This is a genomic window from Blastococcus sp. SYSU DS0619 (assembly GCF_054051035.1).
On record NZ_JBJHAM010000019.1, the window covers coordinates 1 to 19,212 of the forward strand.

Sequence of the window (19,212 nt, forward strand, 5' to 3'; positions counted from 1 at the left end):
GCTCGGACAGGGTGAGCGGTGCGTCCCCGGACGCACCGGAAGGGTGGACGGTGGCGGATGTGTTCACGAGACGCTCCCTACGCCGGCATTACCCGGTCAGGTTCCAGCGGTCGGCGGCGCGTCAGCCTGCGCCGGACGACCGGAGACCCTTGCGTGCGAGGTCCCCGGTCCCTACGGTCGGAGCAGCGGTTCAACAGCAGCCGTGCCACGCCAGTGCTGGTCGTCGTGTCGTTCGTATGCACAGGCTCACTGGTCCGGTACTCGCCCCGAGAGGCAACCCGTGACCGCTTCCTCGCTCGACCGCTCCTTCACCACCGCCACCCTCGCCACGGCCGGGCTCGACCTCCCCGACCCCGCGCTGGTCACCCTCGAGGTGTCCGGCGCCGCCTCCCGCCCGCGGCTGACCGCCGCCGGGGAGATCGACTGCACCTCGGCTCCGCAGGTCCGCGCCGTCCTCGACCGGCTGGTCGACGCCGCGCCGCAGGAGATCGTCGTCGACCTGACCGCCGTCACCTTCCTCGACTCCGCGGGCCTGTGCGCCCTGGCGGCCACGCACCGGCGGGCGGTGGCCGCCGGTGGTCGGCTCCGGGTCCTCGCCGCCACCCGCGCGGTGATCCGGCCGCTGCAGATCACCGGCCTCTGGGACATGCTCGGCGGCGAGCAGATCGGCCCCGCCGCCTCCTGACCCGTTCCTCGCCCGGCCGACCGGAGGGCCCGGGGGCGCGGGACGCGCGTCCGCGCGGCAGACTCGGGGTGTTGCGCCGGCCACAGCCGTGCGCCGAGAGCGGACGAACGAGGAGGACCACGTGCGGGAAGCGGTCATCTGCGAGCCCCTGCGGACGCCGGTCGGCGGATTCGGGGGCTCGCTGCGCGACGTCCCCGTCCAGGAGCTGGCCGCCACGGTCATCCGGGCGCTCATGGAGCGCACCGGCCTGCCGCCGGAGGCGGTGGACGACGTGCTGCTCGGGCACTGCTACCCGACGATGGACGCACCGGCCCTCGGCCGGGTCGCCGCCCTCGACGCCGGCCTGCCGGTGACCGCCTCCGGTCTGCAGGTCGACCGGCGCTGCGGCTCGGGCCTCCAGGCGGTCGTCTACGCGGCGATGCAGGTGCAGTCCGGCGCCTCCGACGTCGTCCTGGCCGGTGGCGCCGAGTCCATGAGCAACGCGCCCTTCTACTCGACCGCCATGCGCTGGGGCGTCAAGCCCGGGCCCGGCGTGCTGCTGGAGGACGGGCTGGCCCGCGGCCGCGTCACCGCCGGCGGCCAGAACCACCCCGTGCCCGGCGGGATGCTGGAGACCGCGGAGAACGTCCGGCGCGAGTACGGGATCGGCCGCGAGGAGCAGGACGAGTACGCCGTCCGCAGCCACCAGCGCGCCGCCGCGGCCACCGCCGAGGGCCGGTTCGCCGACGAGATCGTCCCGGTGACGGTGAAGCACCGGAAGGGCGAGACGGTCGTCGACCGCGACGAGCACATCCGCCCCGACTCGAACGTCGAGACCCTCGCGAAGCTGCGTCCGATCCTGGGCAAGAACGACCCCGACGCGACCGTCACCGCCGGCAACGCCTCCGGCCAGAACGACGGCGCCGCGGTCGCGATCGTCACGCACCCGGAGAAGGCCGCCGAGCTCGGCCTGCGCCCGCTGGCCCGCCTGGTGTCGTTCGGCGTGGGCGGCGTGCCCCCGAAGACCATGGGCATCGGCCCGGTCCCGGCGACGGCGAAGGCGCTCGCCCTCGCCGACGTGAAGCTCGCCGACGTCGACCTGATCGAGCTCAACGAGGCCTTCGCCAGCCAGGTGCTCGCCGTCGCCAAGGAGTGGGGCTTCACCGACTCCGACTGGGAGCGCACCAACGTGAACGGCTCCGGCATCTCGCTGGGCCACCCCGTCGGCGCGACCGGTGGCCGCATCCTCGCCACGCTGCTGCGCGAGATGGACCGCCGCGGTGCCCGCTACGGCCTGGAGACCATGTGCATCGGCGGCGGCCAGGGCCTCGCCGCGCTGTTCGAGCGGGTCTGACCGAGGACCCCGCTGCCCACCACTCGCACCCTCGCGGCGGGCCCCGGCACCGGGGCCGCGCCCGTCCCTCCGAGACAGGAGCCCGTATGTCCACGCCCCCGAACGGTTCCCCCCGCGTCGCGATCGTCACCGGCGCCGCCCGCGGCATCGGTGCCGCCACCGCCCAGCGGCTGGCCGCCGACGGCTTCGCCGTCGCGGTGATCGACCTCAAGGAGGACGACGCCCGTGGCACGGTCGAGGCGATCGAGGCCGCCGGCGGTCGCGCGCTCGCCGTCGGCGCCGACGTCGGCGACGCCGAGCAGGTGCAGGCGGCCGTCGACCGGATCGCCGCGGAGCTCGGCCCGCCGGTCGTCCTCGTGAACAACGCCGGGGTCACCCGCGACAACATGCTGTTCAAGATGAGCGACGCCGACTGGGACGTCGTCATGCACGTGCATCTGCGCGGCTCGTTCCTCATGACCCGCGCGACGCAGAAGCACATGATCGACCAGAAGTGGGGTCGGATCGTGAACCTGTCCAGCACCTCCGCGCTGGGCAACCGCGGGCAGGCCAACTACGCGACCGCCAAGGCCGGCCTGCAGGGCTTCACCAAGACCCTCGCCATCGAGCTGGGCAAGTTCGGTGTCACCGCGAACTCGATCGCCCCGGGGTTCATCGCCACCGACATGACGAAGGCGACCGCCGAGCGGATCGGTGAGGAGTGGGAGCCCTACGTGGCCAAGCGCGCGGCGGCGATCCCGGTCGCCCGGGCCGGCCAGCCGGAGGACATCGCGCACACCGTCTCGTTCCTCGTCAGCGAGGGCGCCGGCTTCGTCTCCGGCCAGGTCATCTACGTCGCCGGCGGCCCCAAGGCCTAGGTCGAGAGGGCAGCCAGGACGACGGCGAGTTAGGACGACGGGTCGCGGTCGGGGTACCGCGCGCGGGCGAGGGCGTAGACCCCGAACGCGCCGAACCCGGCCGCGACCCCGGTCAGCAGCCACGGCCCGGCACCGACCCCGGCGATCGCCGTCATCGCGCCGTCCAGGCCGGTGGCGGTGGAGACGTCGTGCGAGGTGGCTGCGCGCCACAGCAGGACACCGACGAGCCCGAAGGCGATGCCCTTCGCCAGGTAGCCGATCCGCCCGAGCACCTCGATCACCGGTTCCCAGCGGTCGGGGGCCGCGGGCAGGTCGATGTCGCGCATGAAACCTCCGGTGCAGCCGCGCACGAACGTGTAGATCCCGACGGCCACCACCCCGGCCGCGACCCCGCAGACGAGCAGCATCCCGCCGGGGACCAACAGCGTCTCCTCGGTGAGCCCGCGCAGCCGCTCGTCGGCCTCGTACTCGAGGCCGACGGCGAACAGCAGCGCGGTGATCCCGAGGAACCCGTACACCGCGCCCTTGGCCAGGCACTTGGCGCAGACGACGGCGGTGTGCACCCGGTGGGCGGGGTCCAGCAGCCCGTGCCACCAGAGCAGCACCTCGGCGGCCTGCCAGACGGCCAGCGAGAGCATGCCCAGCCCGATCGCGACCAGCAGCAGCCGTCCGCCGGGCCCACCGGCGACGGTGAGCAGCGCGCCGGTCTGGTCGGCGTCCGCGCCACGCAGGCCCATCGCCATGCGCAGGGCCAGCACGCCGATGAGCAGGTGCATCGCCCCGTAGGCGATCAGGCCCGCACGGGCCAGGTGGGTGAGCACCGGGTGGTCGGTGACCCGGCGGACCCGGTCGACCAGCTCGTGCAGCCGGTGCACCAGGGCCCGCGCGGAGGACGCCGGCGGCATCAGGTCCGTTCGGGGAAGCGCGCGCGGACGAAGCAGAAGGCGCCGAACGCCGCGATGCCCAGAGCGATCAGCGTGAGCAGCACCTGCCCGGCGGGGGCGCCGAGCACCAGGTGCAGGGCGCCGTCGAGGCCGTCGGCCCTGGACGCGTCGAAGGTGACCGCGGACCAGACGAGCAGCCCGCCGATCAGGCCCAGGGCGACGCCCTTGCCGGGGAAGCCGACCTGGCCCAGCCGGGTGACCACCCGGGTGATCCCGGCCGAGCAGCCGACGAGGTCGATCTCCTTGAGGAAGCGCTTCGAGAGGCCCTTGTAGACGTGGTAGGCGCCGACGCCCACGACCACCAGCCCGATCGCGCCGACCAGCCACCGCCCGCCGGGCCAGCCGAAGACGCCGGCCGCGGTCTGCTGCGGGGTGCTCGAGCTGCTGCTCTGCCCGGTGCCGCTGGCGTAGCGGAACGCGAGCACCGCGACCGCGAGGTAGATGAGGGTCTTGGCGACCGCCTTGCCGGTCCGCACCAGCGCCTGCTTCCGGCGGTCCCCCGACGCGGTCAGCCCGTGCCGCCAGCGGAGGATCTCCGCGGCCTGCCAGAGGGCGAGCGCGACCAGCCCGACGGTGAGCACCCAGAGCAGCGGCTCGCCGAGCGGCTGCTGGGCGAGGGTGGCCAGCGCGCCGGACTGGTCGGCCTGGGCGCTGCTGGTGCCCCACGCCAGCTGGAGCGCCAGCCAGGCGATGAGCAGGTGCACCAGCCCGTAGGCGATCAGCCCGACGCGGGCCAGGTGCTCGAGGCCGTCGCTGTCCCCGGCCTGCTTCGCCGTGCCCGCCGCCGACCGGGCGCTGCCCTGCACGCTCATCCCGAGTGCCTCCTGACCTGGTTCCTGGCCGCACGGAGCGCGGAGATGATCAGCGTGGCACGCACGTCCGTCCGGTGCCTCCCCGAGCGGTGGCACGGGTGAGGGACACTGGCGGCGTGGCGAACGGAACCGGAATCCTCTCGGCCGGCACGGTGGGCATGGCGACCCCGGAGGTGGCCCGGCGCACGTGGCCGCGCTGGCTGGCCCTCGGCGTCGGGATGATCGCCGTCGCGGTGATCGCGGTGGTGTGGGACGACGCCGGTGCCCGGCTGCTGCTCGGCGGGCTGGGGCTCGTCCTGGCGGTGCGCGGCGCGGCGCTGCTGAGTGCCGCCCGCACGGGTGCGCTGGACCGCGAGCCGGCCGGCCGGGCCCGGTCGCTGGGCACGGTCGCCGTCGCGGCCGGCGCCGCCGGGCTGGTCGTGGCGGTCGCCTCGGCGTCGCTGTCGGCGACGGTGCTGCTCGTCGGCGTCCCGGTGCTGCTGCTGGCCACCTCGGCGGGTCTGCTGGGCCGCGGGGGCGCCGCCCGGCGCGGGGGGCAGGCGCTGCTCGTCTGGTCGGTGCTGGTCACCGGGCTGCTCGTCGTCACCGGCCTGGCGCAGGACTGGGACCGGGCCGCCGACGTGGCGACCGTCGTCGCCGCCCTGGCCGTCGCCGTCCTCGGCATCCCGCTGCTGATCGGCGCGGTGAACCTGCGCACGGTCGCCGCCGCGCCCGCGCCGGAGCCGGTGCGCTCCGGCTGCGGCGGCTGCGCCTGCGGCGCCGGCGGCTGCGGTTCCTGACCGCGCTGCCGCCTGACCGCCTCACCCACGGGCCTTCCCCGGTGGACCGCCGGACCGGTGCCGCATATCCGCCGGGCCCTGGGTAAGGGGCGGGGCGTGGGTGGACACGTGTTCGTCGTGGGGGCGGACCTCACCCGGCTCTCCTGCGACGACGTGCTGGTGCCCACCGACCGCTCCCTGCGGGTCGCCCGCAGCTGGCGGCCGCTGTTCCCCGACGAGCTGATCACCGACCGGCAGGCCGAAGGCGACTGCGTCGGCATGTCGTGGTCCGGCGACGAGCGGGTGCTGGAGGTCCCCGGGGACGGCTCCCGGCGGGCCTGGCTGGTCGACACCGTCGACGACGGCGGGCGCGGGCTGCCCTGGCTGCTCGAGGGCGCGCGTGAGGCGCTGGCCGCGGTCGCCCGGCGCGAGGTGCCCGAGCCGGCGCACGGCCGGGCGCGGCGGCTCGTCGGGCTGCCCGCGCTGGGCACCGGCTGGGGCGGCGCCGCGGGTCAGCGCGGGGCGCTGCTGCAGCAGCTGCTGCCGGTGCTGCGGGACGCCGCCGACGAGCACGGCTTCGACGTCGCCCTGGTGCTCCGCGGGCCGAGCGACCTGGCCGCCGCCCAGCGGGTACGCCGCGGCGAGGACGGCGGCTGGGATCTCCCCGGGCACCTGCGGGAGCTGGCCGAGGACCTGGGGGAGCGGGCCCGCCGGGGGCAGCTCGCGCTGTTCATCGGCGCCGGCGTGAGCGCGGCGGCGGGGCTGCCGACGTGGCCGGAACTGGTCGACGAGCTGGCCACCCGCTCCGGGCTGGACGACGGGCTGCGCGAGGGGCTGTCCCGGCTCCCCCCGCAGGACTCGGCCGCGCTGCTGGCGCGGGAGCTGGGGACGGCGGAGCTGGAGGCGTTCGTCGCCGAGCGGTTCGGCCCCGGGTCGTACGCGCTGGCGCACGCGCTGATCGCCGACCTGCCGGTGCAGGAGTTCGTGACCACCAACTACGACCCGCTGGTGGAGCTGGCCGCCGCCGACATCGGCCGGCAGGTGACGGTGCTGCCGTACGAGGAGGCGCGTCCCGGGGCGCCGTGGCTGCTGAAGCTGCACGGGGACGCCGCCCACCCGGAGAGCGTGGTGCTGACCCGGGAGGAGTACCTGCAGTTCGGCACCCAGGGCGCGGCACTGGCGGGGGTGCTTCACTCGCTGCTGCTCACCCGGCACGTGCTGTTCGTGGGCACCTCGATGCTGGACGACGACCTGATCCGGATCGCCCACCAGGTGCGCACCGCGCTGCAGACCCAGGGGCCCGGCACCGCCCGGCGCACCGGCACGGTGCTGGCGCTGCGGGAGGACCCGGCCCGAGCCCGCCTGTGGGAGCAGGACGTCGAGACGGTGGCGATGAGCCCCGCCGACGCGGAGCCGGCGGAGGCCGCGCGCCGGCTGGAGGTGCTGCTGGACCTCATCGGCTGCCTCTCCACCCCGCCCACCGGCTACCTGCTGGACCCGGCCTACCGGGGTCTGCTCAACGACGAGGAGCGCACGCTGGCCGGAGCGCTGCGGGGCGTGGCGGACGCGCTCCCGGACGACGCGTCCTCCACCGCCGCGCTGGAGGTCGCCGGGCTGCTCCGCCGGCTGGGCCACGGCAGCTCCGCCGCCGACGGCGAGGACCCGCCGCCGGACACCGCCAGCCGGCCCCGCGACGACCGCACGCAGGAGCAGCGGCCGGGCTGACCACGGTTGCCCGCGGCATCCGCTGGGCAGGCAGACCCGCATGCCTCGACTCGAGAACGGCCTGAAGTTGCTGGCGAAGGGCTACGCGTGGCTGCCCGACGAGCGGCGCCGCGCGGGCGGCCGCACGGTCGCGACCCGGCTCGGCGGGATGCCCGCGTACGGCATCGAGGGCCCCGACGCCGCCCGGTTCCTCTACGACGAGGACCACGTGCGCCGCTCGCACGCCATCCCGGAGCCGGTGCAGGGCACGCTGTTCGGCAAGGGCGCGGTGCACACCCTCGACGGTGAGATGCACCGGGTGCGGAAGGCGATGTTCGTCGCGCTGCTCATGCGCGAGGACGGGATCGCCGCCCTGGTGCAGGAGGCGACGGCGGCCTGGCGCGAGGCAGCCCGGGAGTGGCCGGACCGGCCGGAGATCGTCGTCTTCGACGAGGCGAGCCGGGTGATCGCCGGATCGGTGACCCGCTGGACCGGGATCCCGGTGCGCGACGACGAGGTGGCCGGCCTCGCGCGGGACCTGATCGCGATGGTCGACGGATTCGCCACCGGCGGACCACGGCACTTCCGGGCCCGCCGGGCGCGCGGCCGCCGGGAGAAGTGGCTGTCCCAGCTGGTGGGCGACGTGCGCAGCGGCCGGGCCGTGGTCGAGGAGGGCACCGCGGTCGACGTCGTGTCGCGGCACCGGGACGCCGACGGCACCCAGCTGCCCCCGCACGTGGCCGCCGTGGAGCTGCTCAACATCATCCGGCCGACGACGGCGGTCGCCTGGTTCATGGCCTTCTCCGGGCACGCGCTGGTGCGCTGGCCGGAGCACCGCGAGCGGCTGGCGAGCGGCGACCCGGCGTTCGCGGAGGCGTGGGCGCACGAGGTCCGGCGCTTCTACCCGTTCGCCCCGTTCATCGGCGGCCGGGCCCCGCAGGAGATCGAGTTCGACGGCCGGCGGATCCCCGAGCACGCCATGGTGCTGCTGGACCTGTACGGGCAGAACCACGACCCGGAGCTCTGGGACACCCCGTACGCGTTCCGCCCCGAGCGGTTCCTCGACCGGAAGATCGGCGAGTTCGAGCTGGTGCCCCAGGGCGGTGGCGATCCGCGCACCAACCACCGCTGCCCGGGGGAGCAGATCACCGTGGCGCTGCTCGCAGCGCTCGCGGCGGAGCTGGCCCGGCTGGACTACGAGGTGCCCGAGCAGGACCTCACCATCGCCCTGCACCGCATCCCGGCCCGGCCGGCCAGCGGCGTCGTCCTGCAGGTGCGCGGCCGGGCCTGAGGGGGGTCGCCCGGCAGTCGGTCTCTGCCCACCCTGGCTGGGCAGGGACCGACTGCCCGCAGAACACCTCCGGGGCCGGCCGCTCAGCGCGGGTCGAGGCCCTTCAGCTCCGGGGGCAGCCCACCGGCGTGGACGACGCCGAGCCGCTGGGTGGCGCGGGTGAGGGCCACGTAGAGGTCGTTGTGGCCGCGCACCCCCTCGGTGAGGATCCCGACGGGGTCGGCGACGAGCACGGAGTCGAACTCCAGGCCCTTGCTGCCCTCGGGGGTGAGGACGACCGGGCCCGTGGTGAGGTCGCCGTCGGCCGATGCCGACGGGACGGCGGCGCGCACGGCGGCGGTGACCGCGTCGACCCGGCTGCGCGGGACGACGACGCCGAGAGTGCCCTCTGCGGCGTCGAGCTCGGCGGCGGCGGCCGCGACCGCGGCGACCAGCTCGCCCTCGGGCACCTCGCGGGACCACGGCCGCTCGCCGGTCGAGCGCACCGACCGGGCCGCCGACGTGGCCGCCCCGCCCGCGGCGAGCACCTCGGCGGCGACGTCCATGATCTCCGCGGGGGTGCGGTAGTTGACGGTCAGCTCCTCCAGCCGCCACCCGCGCAGGTCCCGGGGCCCGAGCGCCGGCTCGAGCACCTCTGCCCAGCTGGACGCGCCGGCGGCCGAGCCGGTCTGCGCCACGTCGCCGACCAGCGTCATCGACCGGGTGGGGCATCGGCGCAGCAGCACCCGCCAGGCCATGGCCGACAGCTCCTGCGCCTCGTCGACGATGACGTGCCCGTAGGTCCAGGTGCGGTCGGCCGCGGCGCGCTGGGCGGTCGACCGGTGGTCGGAGACCTCCTGCCGCTCGGCCAGCCCCTCGGCGTCGAGCAGGTCGCCGGCGGAGAGCTCCTCTGACTCGTCCTCGGTCTCCCAGTCGGTGGAGCGGGACCCGTGCAGCAGGTCCAGCGTCTCCTGGGCGTCCCGGAGCCGGCGCTGCCGCTCCCGGCGGTCGGCGGACCGCTGCGCGCTGTCGTCGACGCCCAGCAGCTCGTCGGCCTCCTCCAGCAGCGGGACGTCGGCCGGGGTCCACGGCGCGGACGGCGGTCGGAGCAGCAGCTCGCGGTCCGCGTCGGACCACCCCCGGGTCGCCGCCGCCAGCCGCCGGCGCGAGGCGAACAGGTCGCGCAGCAGCCGCTCGGCGGTGAGCCGGGGCCAGAGCCGGTCGATCAGCGCGTGGACGGCGGGCTCGGCGGCCACCTCGCGGCGCAGCGCGGCGACGTCGCCCTCCTCGAGCAGGTTGCCGCCGCCCAGCACGTTCTCGCCCAGCTTGGCGGCGTACTTGCGGGCGACCAGGTCGATGAGCGCGTGCGCGAACGCCGGCCGGGCCTCGTTGTGCAGCCGGGACGCGGCCCGTGCGCGGCTGCGGGCGCGCGCGGCGTCGGCCTTGGTGACGCGCAGCGGCGTCCCGTCGATGGTCAGCAGCGCCGGCCCGTCGAGCACGGCCTGCCGGTCGCGGAGCGCGGCGGTGACGACGCCGACCATCGCCAGCCGACCCTTCACGACGGTCACCTCCGGCCGCTCGGGGGCGTGCGCCTGAAGACCGGGCCGCAGCCCACCGAGGTCGGTGAGCACCACGCCGGTCTCGCCGAGGGAGGGCAGCACGTCGGCGATGTAGGTGAGGAAGGTCGGGGAGGGGCCGACGACGAGCAGCCCGCTGCGGGCCAGCCGCTCCCGGTGCGTGTAGAGCAGGTAGGCGGCGCGGTGCAGCGCGACCGCCGTCTTCCCGGTGCCGGGCCCGCCCTGCACGACGAGCACGCCGCGGTGGTCGGCCCGGATGATCCTGTCCTGCTCGGCCTGGATGGTGCGCACGATGTCGTTCATCCGGCCGGTGCGGGTGGCGTTGAGCGCGGCCAGCAGCACCGACTCCCCGGCCAGCCCCGACCGCTGGGCGAGCTCGGGATCGGTGAGGTCCAGGGTCTCGTCGGTGAGGCTCACGACCGTGCGGCCGCGGGTGCGGAGGTGCCGGCGTCGCCGGACACCGAGGTCGTGCAGCGGCGTGGCCGTGTAGAAGGGCTGGGCCGCCGGGGCGCGCCAGTCGACCAGCAGCGGCTCCTCCCGGCCGTCGTCGGCGTTCAGCCCGATCCGGCCGATGTAGCGCGCCACCTCGCTGTCGTGCCGGTCCAGCCGGCCGAAGCAGAGCCCGCTGTCGGCCGCGTCGAGAGCGACGATCCGCTGGGAGTGCAGCTCGACCGCCGCCTCCCGCTCGCCGATCGCCTGCGGGTTGTGCGGGACGGTCGCCAGCGCCTCCTGCAGGCGGGTGACGGTGCGCGCCCGCACCTCGTCGAGCCGCTGGTGCAGGCCGGTGACGTAGGTCTGCTCCGCTGCGAGGTCGGCGTCCTGCGTCGCTGCCTGTCGTGCTGTCGTCAATGCCCGTCGCTTCCGTCGTCAGATCCGGCGGACAACTATCGTCCGCGCGGCCTCGCCGGGCACGCAGGCGGGCTGTGAGCCTCCGCCCAAAGGCAACTTCGGCGTCACCTCGGGGACATCCGCGCTCCCTACCGTCGGAAGCACACACTTCCGAGGGGGCAGCCATGAGCACCACCACGAAGGAACGGACCACCTGGGTCTGCGACAACTGCCAGGGGCAGGCGGTGACCCCGCGCAAGCGCTGCCGCGAGTGCGGGACCTCCCGCTACTGAGCGACGGACGCTGAGGCCGAGCTGCAACCGCTGACGCGGGGGGATGCCGCTCAGGCGGCGGGCGGGGCGCCGCGCAGCCGCACGACGGCGGCGCGGTACCGGCCCCCGCCGTAGAGGCGCCAGGCCAGCCGGGTCGAGCGCGGCACCCCGGCGAGCAGGCGGGCGCGGTCACCGGCGCAGGCGTCCTCCAGCGCGAGGCCGAGCACCAGCAGCTGCTGGCGCCCGGAGAGCCCGCAGCGGGCGGTCCGGATGATCGCGGCCCAGTCGGCGTCGGTCAGGTACCGGTCGAGCAGGGGGAGGAGGGTCGCCTCCTCCGCGGCGGTCTGCGCGGCGACGTCGTCGGCCAGCCGCCGGCAGGTCAGGGCGAAGCCGTCGCGGGCCCGCCCGCTGCCGCACACGGTCCACTGACGCGCGGCGGTGTCCAGGTCCCGGAGCGCGGCGTCGATCCGCGAGCAGGACCGCGTCCACTCGGCGACGGTGGCCGCGACGGCGGGACGCGCGGCCCCGGGGGTGGCCCGCAGCAGCGCCGGCCACACCGACTCCCGTTCCACGGCGTGGTGGTGCAGGAGCACCCGGGCCAGCAGCCCGGCGTGGCAGGTGAGGGTCCCGGTGCGGGCGCACTCGCCGTCGGGCGCCCAGGTGGCGACGTCGGCCAGGGTGCGCAGCTCGCGGCGCACGAGCTGGTGCAGCACGCGCTGGTAGGTGGCCGCACGGCCGGCGGGCCGGGTCGGTGTGGCGGCCGCAGCGGGTTCGGCGGCGCGCCGGGGCGAGGGGATGGTCACGGCGGGGGAGCGGACCGCGGCAGCGGTCATGGTGCGCACCTCGTTCGGCGGCTCGGGCAGGTGCTCCGGACGGGCCGGAGCGTGATGCGGCGGAGGGTAGGGGCACCCGGCGCGCTGCCGACAGCGGTTTCCGGCGGACGGGGAGGCGTCCGGAGGCCGCTCCGGCGGCGCGCGGCGGTCCGTGCCGCGGGGCGCACCGACGGTGACGGGCGTGGGCGCGATCCGGTTCCGCGGGGATCGCGGAGATCGACGACAGCGGGCTCCCGTTCGGCTACGGTCGGCTGGGTGGGCAGCGTCGTGGCACGCAACCGGGTGAGCGTCATCGGTCCCGCGGAGGGGCGGCCGATGGTCTTCGCCCACGGCTTCGGCTGCGACCAGACCCTGTGGCGCCTGGTCGCCCCCGACTTCGCCGTCGACCACCGGGTGGTGCTGTTCGACCACGTCGGCTCCGGGGGATCGGACCTGTCGGCGTACGACCCCGAGAAGTACGGCTCGCTGCAGGGGTACGCCTCCGACGTCATCGAGCTCTGCCGCGAGCTGGAGCTCTCCGACGTCGTCTTCGTGGGGCACTCGGTCAGCGCGATGATCGGGGTGCTGGCCTACCACCGGGCGCCGGAGCTGTTCGGGGCGCAGGTGATGGTGGGGCCGAGCCCGCGGTACATCGACGAGGGCGACTACGTCGGGGGGTTCAGCCGCAGCGACATCGTGGGGCTGCTCGACGCGCTGGACAGCAACCACCTCGGCTGGTCGGCGCAGATGGCACCGGTGATCATGGGCAACCCGGAGCGGCCCGAACTGGCGGAGGAGCTCACGAACAGCTTCTGCCGCACCGCCCCGCACATCGCCCGGCAGTTCGCACGGGTCACGTTCCTGTCGGACAACCGGGCCGACCTGTGCGGGATCGACGTCCCCACGCTGGTGCTGCAGTGCAGCGCCGACGCGATCGCGCCGGACGTGGTGGGCGAGTACGTGCACCGCGCGATCCCCGGCAGCGTGCTGGTGCGCATGCGGGCCAGCGGTCACGTGCCCCAGCTGTCCGCGCCGGAGGAGACGACGGCCGCCATCCGCGCGTTCCTGACGCCGTGACCGCCCGGGGCGGTGCGGCGTGACCGGCCCCGAGGAGGGGCGTGACCCGGCGAGCCGGCTGAACCGCCTGCTCGACGAGGATCCGGCCGACCTGTACGAGAACGCGCCGATGGGCTACCTGTCCACGTTGCCCGACGGCCGGATCGTGAAGGCCAACCGGACGTTCTGCGCCTGGACCGGCCGGCTGCCGGCCGACCTGCTCGGCAGCCGGATCCACGACCTGCTCAGCGTGGGCGGACGGGTCTTCTACGAGACGCACCTGGTCCCGCTGCTGCGCATGCAGGGTGCGGTGCGCGAGATCGCGATCGACATCACCCGGATCGACGGCACGCTGCTGCCCTGCCTGCTCAACGCCGTCGAGGTGCGCGACGACGACGGCGCGCCGCTGCTGGTGCGCGCGACGCTGTTCGAGGCGACCGCGCGCCGCCGGTACGAGCGCGAGCTCCTGGCGGCGCAGCGGCTGGCCGAGGAGTCGGAGGCCCGGTCGCGGGTGGTGCAGAAGGTCGTGTTCGACCTGGCGGCCGCGACGACCCCCGAGGACGTCGCGACGGTGATCGTGCAGCGCGGGCGGGCGGCGATGCGGGCCAGCGGCGCGGCGCTGGTGATGGTCGACGGCGAGGCCGACGACTGGCAGGAGCTGCCCGCGCTGCGCCCGGTGCGCTCGGAGGGCCTGTCCAAGGAGCTGCTGCGGCGGCTGCGCGAGGCGGCCGGCAGCCGGCTGGCGCTGGAGCTGGCCCAGGGGCTGCGCTCGATCGTGCTCGACGCCCGGCTCCGCGCCGACCAGCCGCAGCTGGCGGCGACGATGGCGGCCGACGGGCTGACCGACCTGGTGGTCGTCCCGGTGTCGGCCGACTCCAAGCGCCTGGGCGTGCTGGTGCTCGCGCGAGGGGTGCCGGCCCGCGGTGACCTGATCAGCCTGGAGGAGCCGGGGCGGCACCAGCCGCTGACCCCGGCCGAGGTGGACCTGCTGTGGACGCTGGGCCGGCAGGCCGGTCAGGCGCTGGAGCGGGTGCGGTTGCACGAGGAGACCCGCCAGCAGGGGGAACGGTCGGCGTTCCTGCTGGAGGCCTCCCGGCTCATGGCCGACGCGGCGGACGTGACCGAGACCGTCGAGCGGCTGGCCGGGCTGGTGGTGTCGGGGCTGGCCGACGTGTGCGTGGTCGACCTGGTCACCGAGCACGGGATGACCCGCCCCGTCGCACGGCACCGCGACCCGGACCGCCAGCCGTGGCTGGACCGGCTGCGGGAGAGCCAGCTGCCGCAGCGCTCCCCGGTGCACCCGTCCGCCCGGGCGCTGCGGGAGGGCCGGACGCAGTGGGTGCGCGACGTGCGGGAGGCCCGGGCGCTGTTCGAGGCGATCACCGTCGACAGCGCGGCCCGGGACGTCGCCCGGCGGCTGGAGCTGACCGGGCTGGTCAGCGTGCCGATGATCGTCGAGGGCCGCCGGCTGGGCGTGGTGACGCTCGCGGCCGACCGGCGCCGGCACCCGTTCACCGCGGCCGACGTCGACGTCGCCGAGCAGCTGGCGCTGCACCTGGCGCAGGTGGTCGACAAGGTGCAGCGGTTCGAGTTCGAGGAGCGGACGTCGCACACGCTGCAGGCCAGCCTGCTGCCCCCGTCGCCCCCGCGGCTGCCTCAGCTGGCGACGGCGGTGCGCTACGTCGCGGCCACCCAGGGGGTCGACGTCGGGGGCGACTTCTACGACGTCCTCCGGCTGCCCGGGGACCAGGTCGCGCTGGTGGTCGGCGACGTCGTCGGTCACGACATCACGGCCGCCGCGACGATGGGGCAGCTGCGCAGCGTGACCCGGGCGATGTCGGCCGACCGGCCTCCGCCCGCCGTGCTGATCGACCGGCTGCAGCACAACTGGGACCTGTTCGAGCTGCAGCGGATGGCGACGGCGCTGTTCGCGACGCTGGACCCGGCGACGGGCGAGCTGCGCGTCGCGTCGGCCGGGCACCTGCCGCCGCTGATGTGCACGGCGGGCTCGGCGGAGTACCTGCCGGTGCGGCCGACCCGCATGCTCGGCGCGCCCCCGGCGCCGGCGGAGGAGTGGACCGGCGTGCTGCCGGTGGGCGCGACGCTGCTGCTGTTCACCGACGGGCTGGTGGAGAGCCGGGGAGCCGACATCGACGCGGGGCTGGCCCGGCTGCTGGAGGTGGCGGCGCGCTCGTGCACCGCGGACCCCGAGGAGCTGTGCGACCGGCTGCTCGCCGAGCTGACCGGGGTGCACCGGGCCGACGACATCGCGCTGCTGGCGCTGACCCGCCTCTGACGGCGGCAACTCGGGGGCGGTGACCGCTTCCGGCCACCGCCGTTTCGGGTCACCATGGAGCCGACCCGGCAGGAGGCGGCCATGGACTCGTCGGCTCGTTCGAACCCGCTCACCGAGGCGATGGACGGTGCGACCGGTGACTGGTCGCTGTCCGGGGACGCCATGCGCTGGTCGCCCGAACTGGCCGAGCGGGGGCCGGCCTCCGGGGAGCTCGCCGGGCTGGAGGCGGGGTCCGGGAGCGGGGCGGCGCTGGGGCTGGACGTGCCGGGGGTCCGCCGGTTGGTGACCGGCGCGCTGACGTCGCTGGGCACGGTGGCCACCGACGTCGTCACCGAGCTGCGCCAGCTCACCCGCGGGGCGGGTCCGGAGGACGCGCCGGAGGACTGACCGCGTCCCCACCGGCACCGGGCTGCCACCTGAGAGGGAGGAGCCGACGGCCGTCACCAAAACCCTGCGCAGAGCTACTACGCTGGGAAGAATGCTCACCAGTGCACGTCCTCGGGAGGACGGCTCGTCCCCTCGTCCGATCAAGCGGGGCGCCAAGGTCGCCGAGGCACTCGCGCAGGAGATCGTCCACGAGATCGTGTCCCGGAAGCTCCGACCGGGCACGCTGCTCTCCTCGGAAGCGCAGATGCTCGAGGACTACGGGGTCGGCCGGGGGTCCCTGCGGGAGGCGCTGCGAATCCTGGAGGTGCACGGTCTGATCACCATGAAACCCGGCCGCAACGGCGGGCCGATGGTGATCGAGGTCGGCACCCGCGACTACGGGCGCATGTCCACGCTCTTCTTCCACCTGGGCGGCATGACCTTCCACCAGCTGCTCGAGGCCCGGCTGGTGCTCGAGCCGCTGATGGCGCGGCTGGCCGCGGAGCGGCGGGCCCAGGACCTCACGGGACTCCGGGGCCCCGACGCCGTCCGGTCGGAGGACGACACGGCCTACTTCGAGGCGACCAACGACTTCCACCGGGGGGTCGCGGGGCTCTCGGGCAACCCGGTGCTGAACCTGATGAGCATGGCGCTGGAGGACATCTTCCGCGACCAGGTCAGCGGTGCCCTGTCACCTCTGGAGGAGCGCCGGCACGTCCTCGACGTGCACACGGCGATCGCGGAGGCGATCGCCGGCGGGCACACCGACGAGGCGGAGCGGCTGATGCACGAGCACATGCAGGAGTACGCCGACTGGGTGCGGACGCGGCACCCGCAGATGATGGACCAGGTCATCGACTGGAAGTAGCCGCGGTGCCGGTGGGGCCGGTCAGCGGCCCTGCCACCTCGGGGCGCGCTTCTCGGTGAAGGCCAGCGCCCCCTCCTTCGCGTCGGCGGAGGACCGGATCGGCGCGTAGATCTCCCACTGCCGGGCGAACGCCTCCCGGGCCGGCCACTCGCCCCCCTCGGACAGGATGCGCTTGGTGCCCTGCACCGCCAGCGGTCCGTTCCCGGCGATCTGCCGGGCGAGCTCGAGGGCGGCGGTCAGCGCCTGCCCGGCCGGGACCAGCCGGTTCACGACCCCCGCGGCGTGCGCCTCCGCGGCGGTGACCCGGTCACCGGTGAGCGCCCACTCGGTCGCCTTCGGCAGGCCGGCCTTCGCCGGCAGGCGGAGCAGGCCGCCGCCGCCGGCGAGCAGGCCGCGCTTGACCTCCGGCAGGCCGAAGGAGGCGTCCTCGGCCGCGACGATCAGGTCGCAGGCCAGGGCGATCTCGAACCCACCGGCCAGCGCCGGGCCCTCGACCGCGGCGATGAGCGGGGTCGACGGCGGGCGTTCGACGAGGCCGGCGAACCCGCGGCCGGGCACGGCGGGCTTCTCGCCGGCGAGGAACGCCTTCAGGTCCATGCCCGCGCTGAAGACGCCGCCCGCCCCGGTGATCACCCCGACGAACAGGCTGTCGTCGGTGTCGAGCTGCTCCATGGCCGCGCCGATGCGCTCGGCGGCGGCGGTGTTGATGGAGTTCTTCGCCCTCGGGCGGTTGATCGTCACGACGAGCACGGCGCCCTGCCGCTCGACCAGGACCTCGGGCCCGCCGGTCTCCGGGCCGCTCACTTCGGCTGCATCCGGATCGCGCCGTCGAGCCGGACGGTCTCGCCGTTGAGCATCGGGTTGTCGATGATCGCCATCGCCAGGCGGGCGAACTCGTCCGGCTGCCCGAGCCGCCGCGGGTGCGGCGTCATCTCACCGAGGGAGTCGCGGACGTTCTGGGGCAGGCGAGCGAGGATCGGGGTGTCGAACGTGCCGGGGGCGATCGTCGTGACCCGGATCAGCTTGCTGGCCAGGTCGCGGGCGGCGACCAGCGTCAGGCCGACGATGCCGGCCTTCGCCGAGGCGTAGGGCAGCTGCCCGATCTGCCCCTCCCACGCGGCCACCGAGGCGGTGAGCACGCAGACGCCACGTTCGCCGTCGACGGGTTCGTGGGCGGCCATCCTGGCGGCCGCCTGGCTGAGCACGTTGAAGGTGCCGATCAGGTTGATCCGGACGATCTCCTCGTAGAACGCGAGATCGCCGGGCCGGCCCTCCTTGTCCACGACGCGCATGGCGCCGCCGCGCCCGGCGCAGTGCACCAGGGTGCGCAGGGGGGCCAGCTCGTCGGCGGCCTCGACGGCGGCGGCGACCGCCTCGGGGTCGGTGACGTCGGCGGCGACGAAGCGGGTCTGCCCGCCCAGCTCGGCGGCGACCTCCGCGCCCGCGGAGGTCGGCAGGTCGACCAGGACGGTGGGCACGCCCTTCTCGACCAGGCGGCGGGCGGTGGCCAGGGCGAGCCCGGAGGCCCCGCCCGTGACGACGGCGGATCCGGTGGTGACGTCCATGGTCAGTTCCTTCCGGCGGAGAGGTTCTCGAGGATCAGGGCGTTGGCCATGCCGCCGGCCTCGCACATCGTCTGCAGCCCGTAACGGCCCCCGGTGTCCTCGAGGTACGCGAGGAGCGTGGTGGCCAGGCGGGTGCCCGAGGCGCCCAGCGGGTGGCCGAGCGCGATGCCGCCGCCGCGCGGGTTCAGCGTGGCGTCCGGGACGCCGAACTCCGCCTGGAAGGCCAGGGGCACGGAGGCGAACGCCTCGTTGACCTCGACGGCGGCCATGTCGTCGATCGACATGCCGGAGCGGGCGAGCACCTTGTGCGTCGCGGGGATCGGTCCGGTCAGCATGAACAGCGGGTCGTCGCCGGTGACGGCGGTGGCCACGATGCGTGCCCGTGGGGTGAGCCCGAGCGCGGCGGCACGCTCCTCGCTCATGACGAGCAGGGCGGCGGCGCCGTCGGTCAGCTGCGAGGAGTTGCCCGCGGTGATCTTCCAGTCGAGGTCGGGGAAGCGGGGCGCGTGCGGGCTGGTCGCGAAGGCGGGCTTGAGCGCGCCCAGCTTCTCGACGGTCGACCCGGGCCGGATCGTCTCGTCCGTGGCGACCACGCCGTCGGGGGTGGTGATCGCCACCAGCTCCCGGTCGAACGCGCCCGACGCGGTGGCCTCGGCGGCGCGCAGGTGCGAGGTGACGGCGTAGGTGTCCAGCTGCTCGCGGGACAGGCCCCACTTCTGCGCGACCAGCTCGGCGGAGATGCCCTGGGGCACCAGGCCGGGTGCGTACCGCTGCGCCACCCGGGGCCCGTGCGGGTCGGCGTCCCCGCGGGCCGAGCCCATCGGCACCCGGCTCATCGACTCGACGCCGGCCGCCACCGCGATGTCGTAGGCGCCGGCGAGCACGCCCTGCACGGCGAAGTCGAGGGCCTGCTGGCCGGAGCCGCACTTGCGCTCGATTGTCACCGACGGGACCGACTCGGGCCAGCCGGCCGCGAGGACCGCCTGGCGCCCGGGGGTGGCCGACTGCTCGCCGTTCTGGCCGACGCAGCCGACCAGGACGTCGTCGATCGTGGCGGGGTCCAGGTCGCTGCGCTCGGCCAGCGCGGTCAGGACCTGGGCGAGCAGGTCCACCGGGTGCAGGCCGGACAGGGCGCCTCCGGCCTTCCCGCGGCCCATCGGGCTGCGGACGGCGTCGACGATGACGGCTGGAGGCATGGGAGCGTCCTCT

17 protein-coding genes are annotated in these 19,212 nt (G+C 75.3%); 10 read left to right on the forward strand and 7 right to left on the reverse strand.

Annotated features, from left to right (window positions below):
* Nucleotides 1-280: 280 nt before the first annotated feature.
* The 3 genes from ACI79T_RS17125 (at nt 281) to fabG (ending at nt 2,875) form a co-directional block, all read left to right on the forward strand.
* Nucleotides 281-685 (forward strand): STAS domain-containing protein, encoded by a 405-nt coding sequence (locus ACI79T_RS17125; RefSeq protein WP_456611290.1) that lies wholly within the window; start codon nt 281-283, stop codon nt 683-685.
* A 121-nt stretch (nt 686-806) separates the two neighbouring features.
* Nucleotides 807-2,018 carry an acetyl-CoA C-acetyltransferase gene (locus ACI79T_RS17130; RefSeq protein ID WP_456611291.1) on the forward strand — a complete coding sequence of 404 codons (1,212 nt, stop codon included), beginning with the start codon at nt 807-809 and terminating at the stop codon, nt 2,016-2,018.
* A gap of 86 nt (nt 2,019-2,104) precedes the next feature.
* A complete protein-coding gene (gene fabG / locus ACI79T_RS17135; protein ID WP_456611292.1) occupies nt 2,105-2,875 on the forward strand; it encodes a 3-oxoacyl-ACP reductase FabG in 771 nt (256 codons plus the stop codon).
* A 29-nt stretch (nt 2,876-2,904) separates the two neighbouring features.
* Here the strand turns inward: fabG and ACI79T_RS17140 are convergent, their stop codons facing one another.
* Both ACI79T_RS17140 and ACI79T_RS17145 read right to left on the reverse strand, forming a co-directional pair.
* Entirely contained in the window at nt 2,905-3,780 is an 876-nt protein-coding gene (locus tag ACI79T_RS17140; protein ID WP_456611293.1) for a DUF1206 domain-containing protein, read from the reverse strand.
* Complete coding sequence (locus tag ACI79T_RS17145; RefSeq protein WP_456611294.1) at nt 3,780-4,631, reverse strand: DUF1206 domain-containing protein; 852 nt, start codon at nt 4,629-4,631, stop codon at nt 3,780-3,782. Before ACI79T_RS17145 ends, ACI79T_RS17140 begins: the two co-directional genes overlap by 1 nt.
* Before the next feature lie 116 nt (nt 4,632-4,747).
* On the opposite strand from ACI79T_RS17145, the gene ACI79T_RS17150 reads away from it, so the two are divergent.
* The 3 genes from ACI79T_RS17150 (at nt 4,748) to ACI79T_RS17160 (ending at nt 8,384) form a co-directional block, all read left to right on the forward strand.
* Complete coding sequence (locus ACI79T_RS17150; RefSeq protein ID WP_456611295.1) at nt 4,748-5,410, forward strand: hypothetical protein; 663 nt, start codon at nt 4,748-4,750, stop codon at nt 5,408-5,410.
* A 96-nt stretch (nt 5,411-5,506) separates the two neighbouring features.
* Entirely contained in the window at nt 5,507-7,114 is a 1,608-nt protein-coding gene (locus ACI79T_RS17155) for an SIR2 family protein (RefSeq protein ID WP_456611296.1), read from the forward strand.
* 40 nt (nt 7,115-7,154) lie between these two features.
* On the forward strand, nt 7,155-8,384 hold the full coding sequence (locus ACI79T_RS17160; protein ID WP_456611297.1) for a cytochrome P450: 1,230 nt from the start codon (nt 7,155-7,157) through the stop codon (nt 8,382-8,384).
* Nucleotides 8,385-8,467: 83 nt separating this feature from the next.
* Here the strand turns inward: ACI79T_RS17160 and ACI79T_RS17165 are convergent, their stop codons facing one another.
* Both ACI79T_RS17165 and ACI79T_RS17170 read right to left on the reverse strand, forming a co-directional pair.
* Nucleotides 8,468-10,789, reverse strand: a complete 2,322-nt coding sequence (locus tag ACI79T_RS17165) for a HelD family protein (protein WP_456611298.1) — start codon at nt 10,787-10,789, stop codon at nt 8,468-8,470.
* 322 nt (nt 10,790-11,111) lie between these two features.
* On the reverse strand, nt 11,112-11,873 hold the full coding sequence (locus ACI79T_RS17170) for a hemerythrin domain-containing protein (protein ID WP_456611299.1): 762 nt from the start codon (nt 11,871-11,873) through the stop codon (nt 11,112-11,114).
* Nucleotides 11,874-12,128: 255 nt separating this feature from the next.
* On the opposite strand from ACI79T_RS17170, the gene ACI79T_RS17175 reads away from it, so the two are divergent.
* The 4 genes from ACI79T_RS17175 to ACI79T_RS17190 all read left to right on the forward strand — a co-directional run bounded on the left by ACI79T_RS17175 (nt 12,129) and on the right by ACI79T_RS17190 (nt 16,438).
* Nucleotides 12,129-12,929, forward strand: a complete 801-nt coding sequence (locus tag ACI79T_RS17175) for an alpha/beta fold hydrolase (protein WP_456611300.1) — start codon at nt 12,129-12,131, stop codon at nt 12,927-12,929.
* 19 nt (nt 12,930-12,948) lie between these two features.
* Nucleotides 12,949-15,204 carry a SpoIIE family protein phosphatase gene (locus ACI79T_RS17180; RefSeq protein ID WP_456611301.1) on the forward strand — a complete coding sequence of 752 codons (2,256 nt, stop codon included), beginning with the start codon at nt 12,949-12,951 and terminating at the stop codon, nt 15,202-15,204.
* 81 nt (nt 15,205-15,285) lie between these two features.
* Entirely contained in the window at nt 15,286-15,591 is a 306-nt protein-coding gene (locus ACI79T_RS17185) for a hypothetical protein (RefSeq protein WP_456611302.1), read from the forward strand.
* A gap of 91 nt (nt 15,592-15,682) precedes the next feature.
* A complete protein-coding gene (locus tag ACI79T_RS17190; RefSeq protein WP_456611303.1) occupies nt 15,683-16,438 on the forward strand; it encodes a FadR/GntR family transcriptional regulator in 756 nt (251 codons plus the stop codon).
* A gap of 21 nt (nt 16,439-16,459) precedes the next feature.
* On the opposite strand, the gene ACI79T_RS17195 is transcribed toward ACI79T_RS17190, so the two are convergent.
* The 3 genes from ACI79T_RS17195 to ACI79T_RS17205 are packed head-to-tail and all read right to left on the reverse strand — an operon-like array spanning nt 16,460 to nt 19,199.
* Nucleotides 16,460-17,242 (reverse strand): crotonase/enoyl-CoA hydratase family protein, encoded by a 783-nt coding sequence (locus ACI79T_RS17195; RefSeq protein WP_456611304.1) that lies wholly within the window; start codon nt 17,240-17,242, stop codon nt 16,460-16,462.
* Entirely contained in the window at nt 17,239-18,003 is a 765-nt protein-coding gene (locus ACI79T_RS17200) for an SDR family NAD(P)-dependent oxidoreductase (RefSeq protein ID WP_456611305.1), read from the reverse strand. The genes ACI79T_RS17195 and ACI79T_RS17200 overlap by 4 nt, the downstream gene beginning before the upstream one ends.
* Before the next feature lie 2 nt (nt 18,004-18,005).
* Entirely contained in the window at nt 18,006-19,199 is a 1,194-nt protein-coding gene (locus ACI79T_RS17205; RefSeq protein ID WP_456611306.1) for a thiolase family protein, read from the reverse strand.
* Nucleotides 19,200-19,212 lie beyond the last annotated feature (13 nt).

Bases quoted from the DNA above. Each gene is read 5' to 3' on its own strand.
- fabG (WP_456611292.1), top strand. From the start codon at position 2,105: ATGTCCACGCCCCCGAACGGTTCCCCCCGCGTCGCGATCGTCACCGGC.
- ACI79T_RS17140 (WP_456611293.1), bottom strand. From the start codon at position 3,780: ATGCCGCCGGCGTCCTCCGCGCGGGCCCTGGTGCACCGGCTGCACGAG.
- ACI79T_RS17145 (WP_456611294.1), bottom strand. From the start codon at position 4,631: ATGAGCGTGCAGGGCAGCGCCCGGTCGGCGGCGGGCACGGCGAAGCAG.
- ACI79T_RS17160 (WP_456611297.1), top strand. From the start codon at position 7,155: ATGCCTCGACTCGAGAACGGCCTGAAGTTGCTGGCGAAGGGCTACGCG.
- ACI79T_RS17170 (WP_456611299.1), bottom strand. From the start codon at position 11,873: ATGACCGCTGCCGCGGTCCGCTCCCCCGCCGTGACCATCCCCTCGCCC.
- ACI79T_RS17185 (WP_456611302.1), top strand. From the start codon at position 15,286: ATGGACTCGTCGGCTCGTTCGAACCCGCTCACCGAGGCGATGGACGGT.
- ACI79T_RS17190 (WP_456611303.1), top strand. From the start codon at position 15,683: ATGCTCACCAGTGCACGTCCTCGGGAGGACGGCTCGTCCCCTCGTCCG.
- ACI79T_RS17200 (WP_456611305.1), bottom strand. From the start codon at position 18,003: ATGGACGTCACCACCGGATCCGCCGTCGTCACGGGCGGGGCCTCCGGG.
- ACI79T_RS17205 (WP_456611306.1), bottom strand. From the start codon at position 19,199: ATGCCTCCAGCCGTCATCGTCGACGCCGTCCGCAGCCCGATGGGCCGC.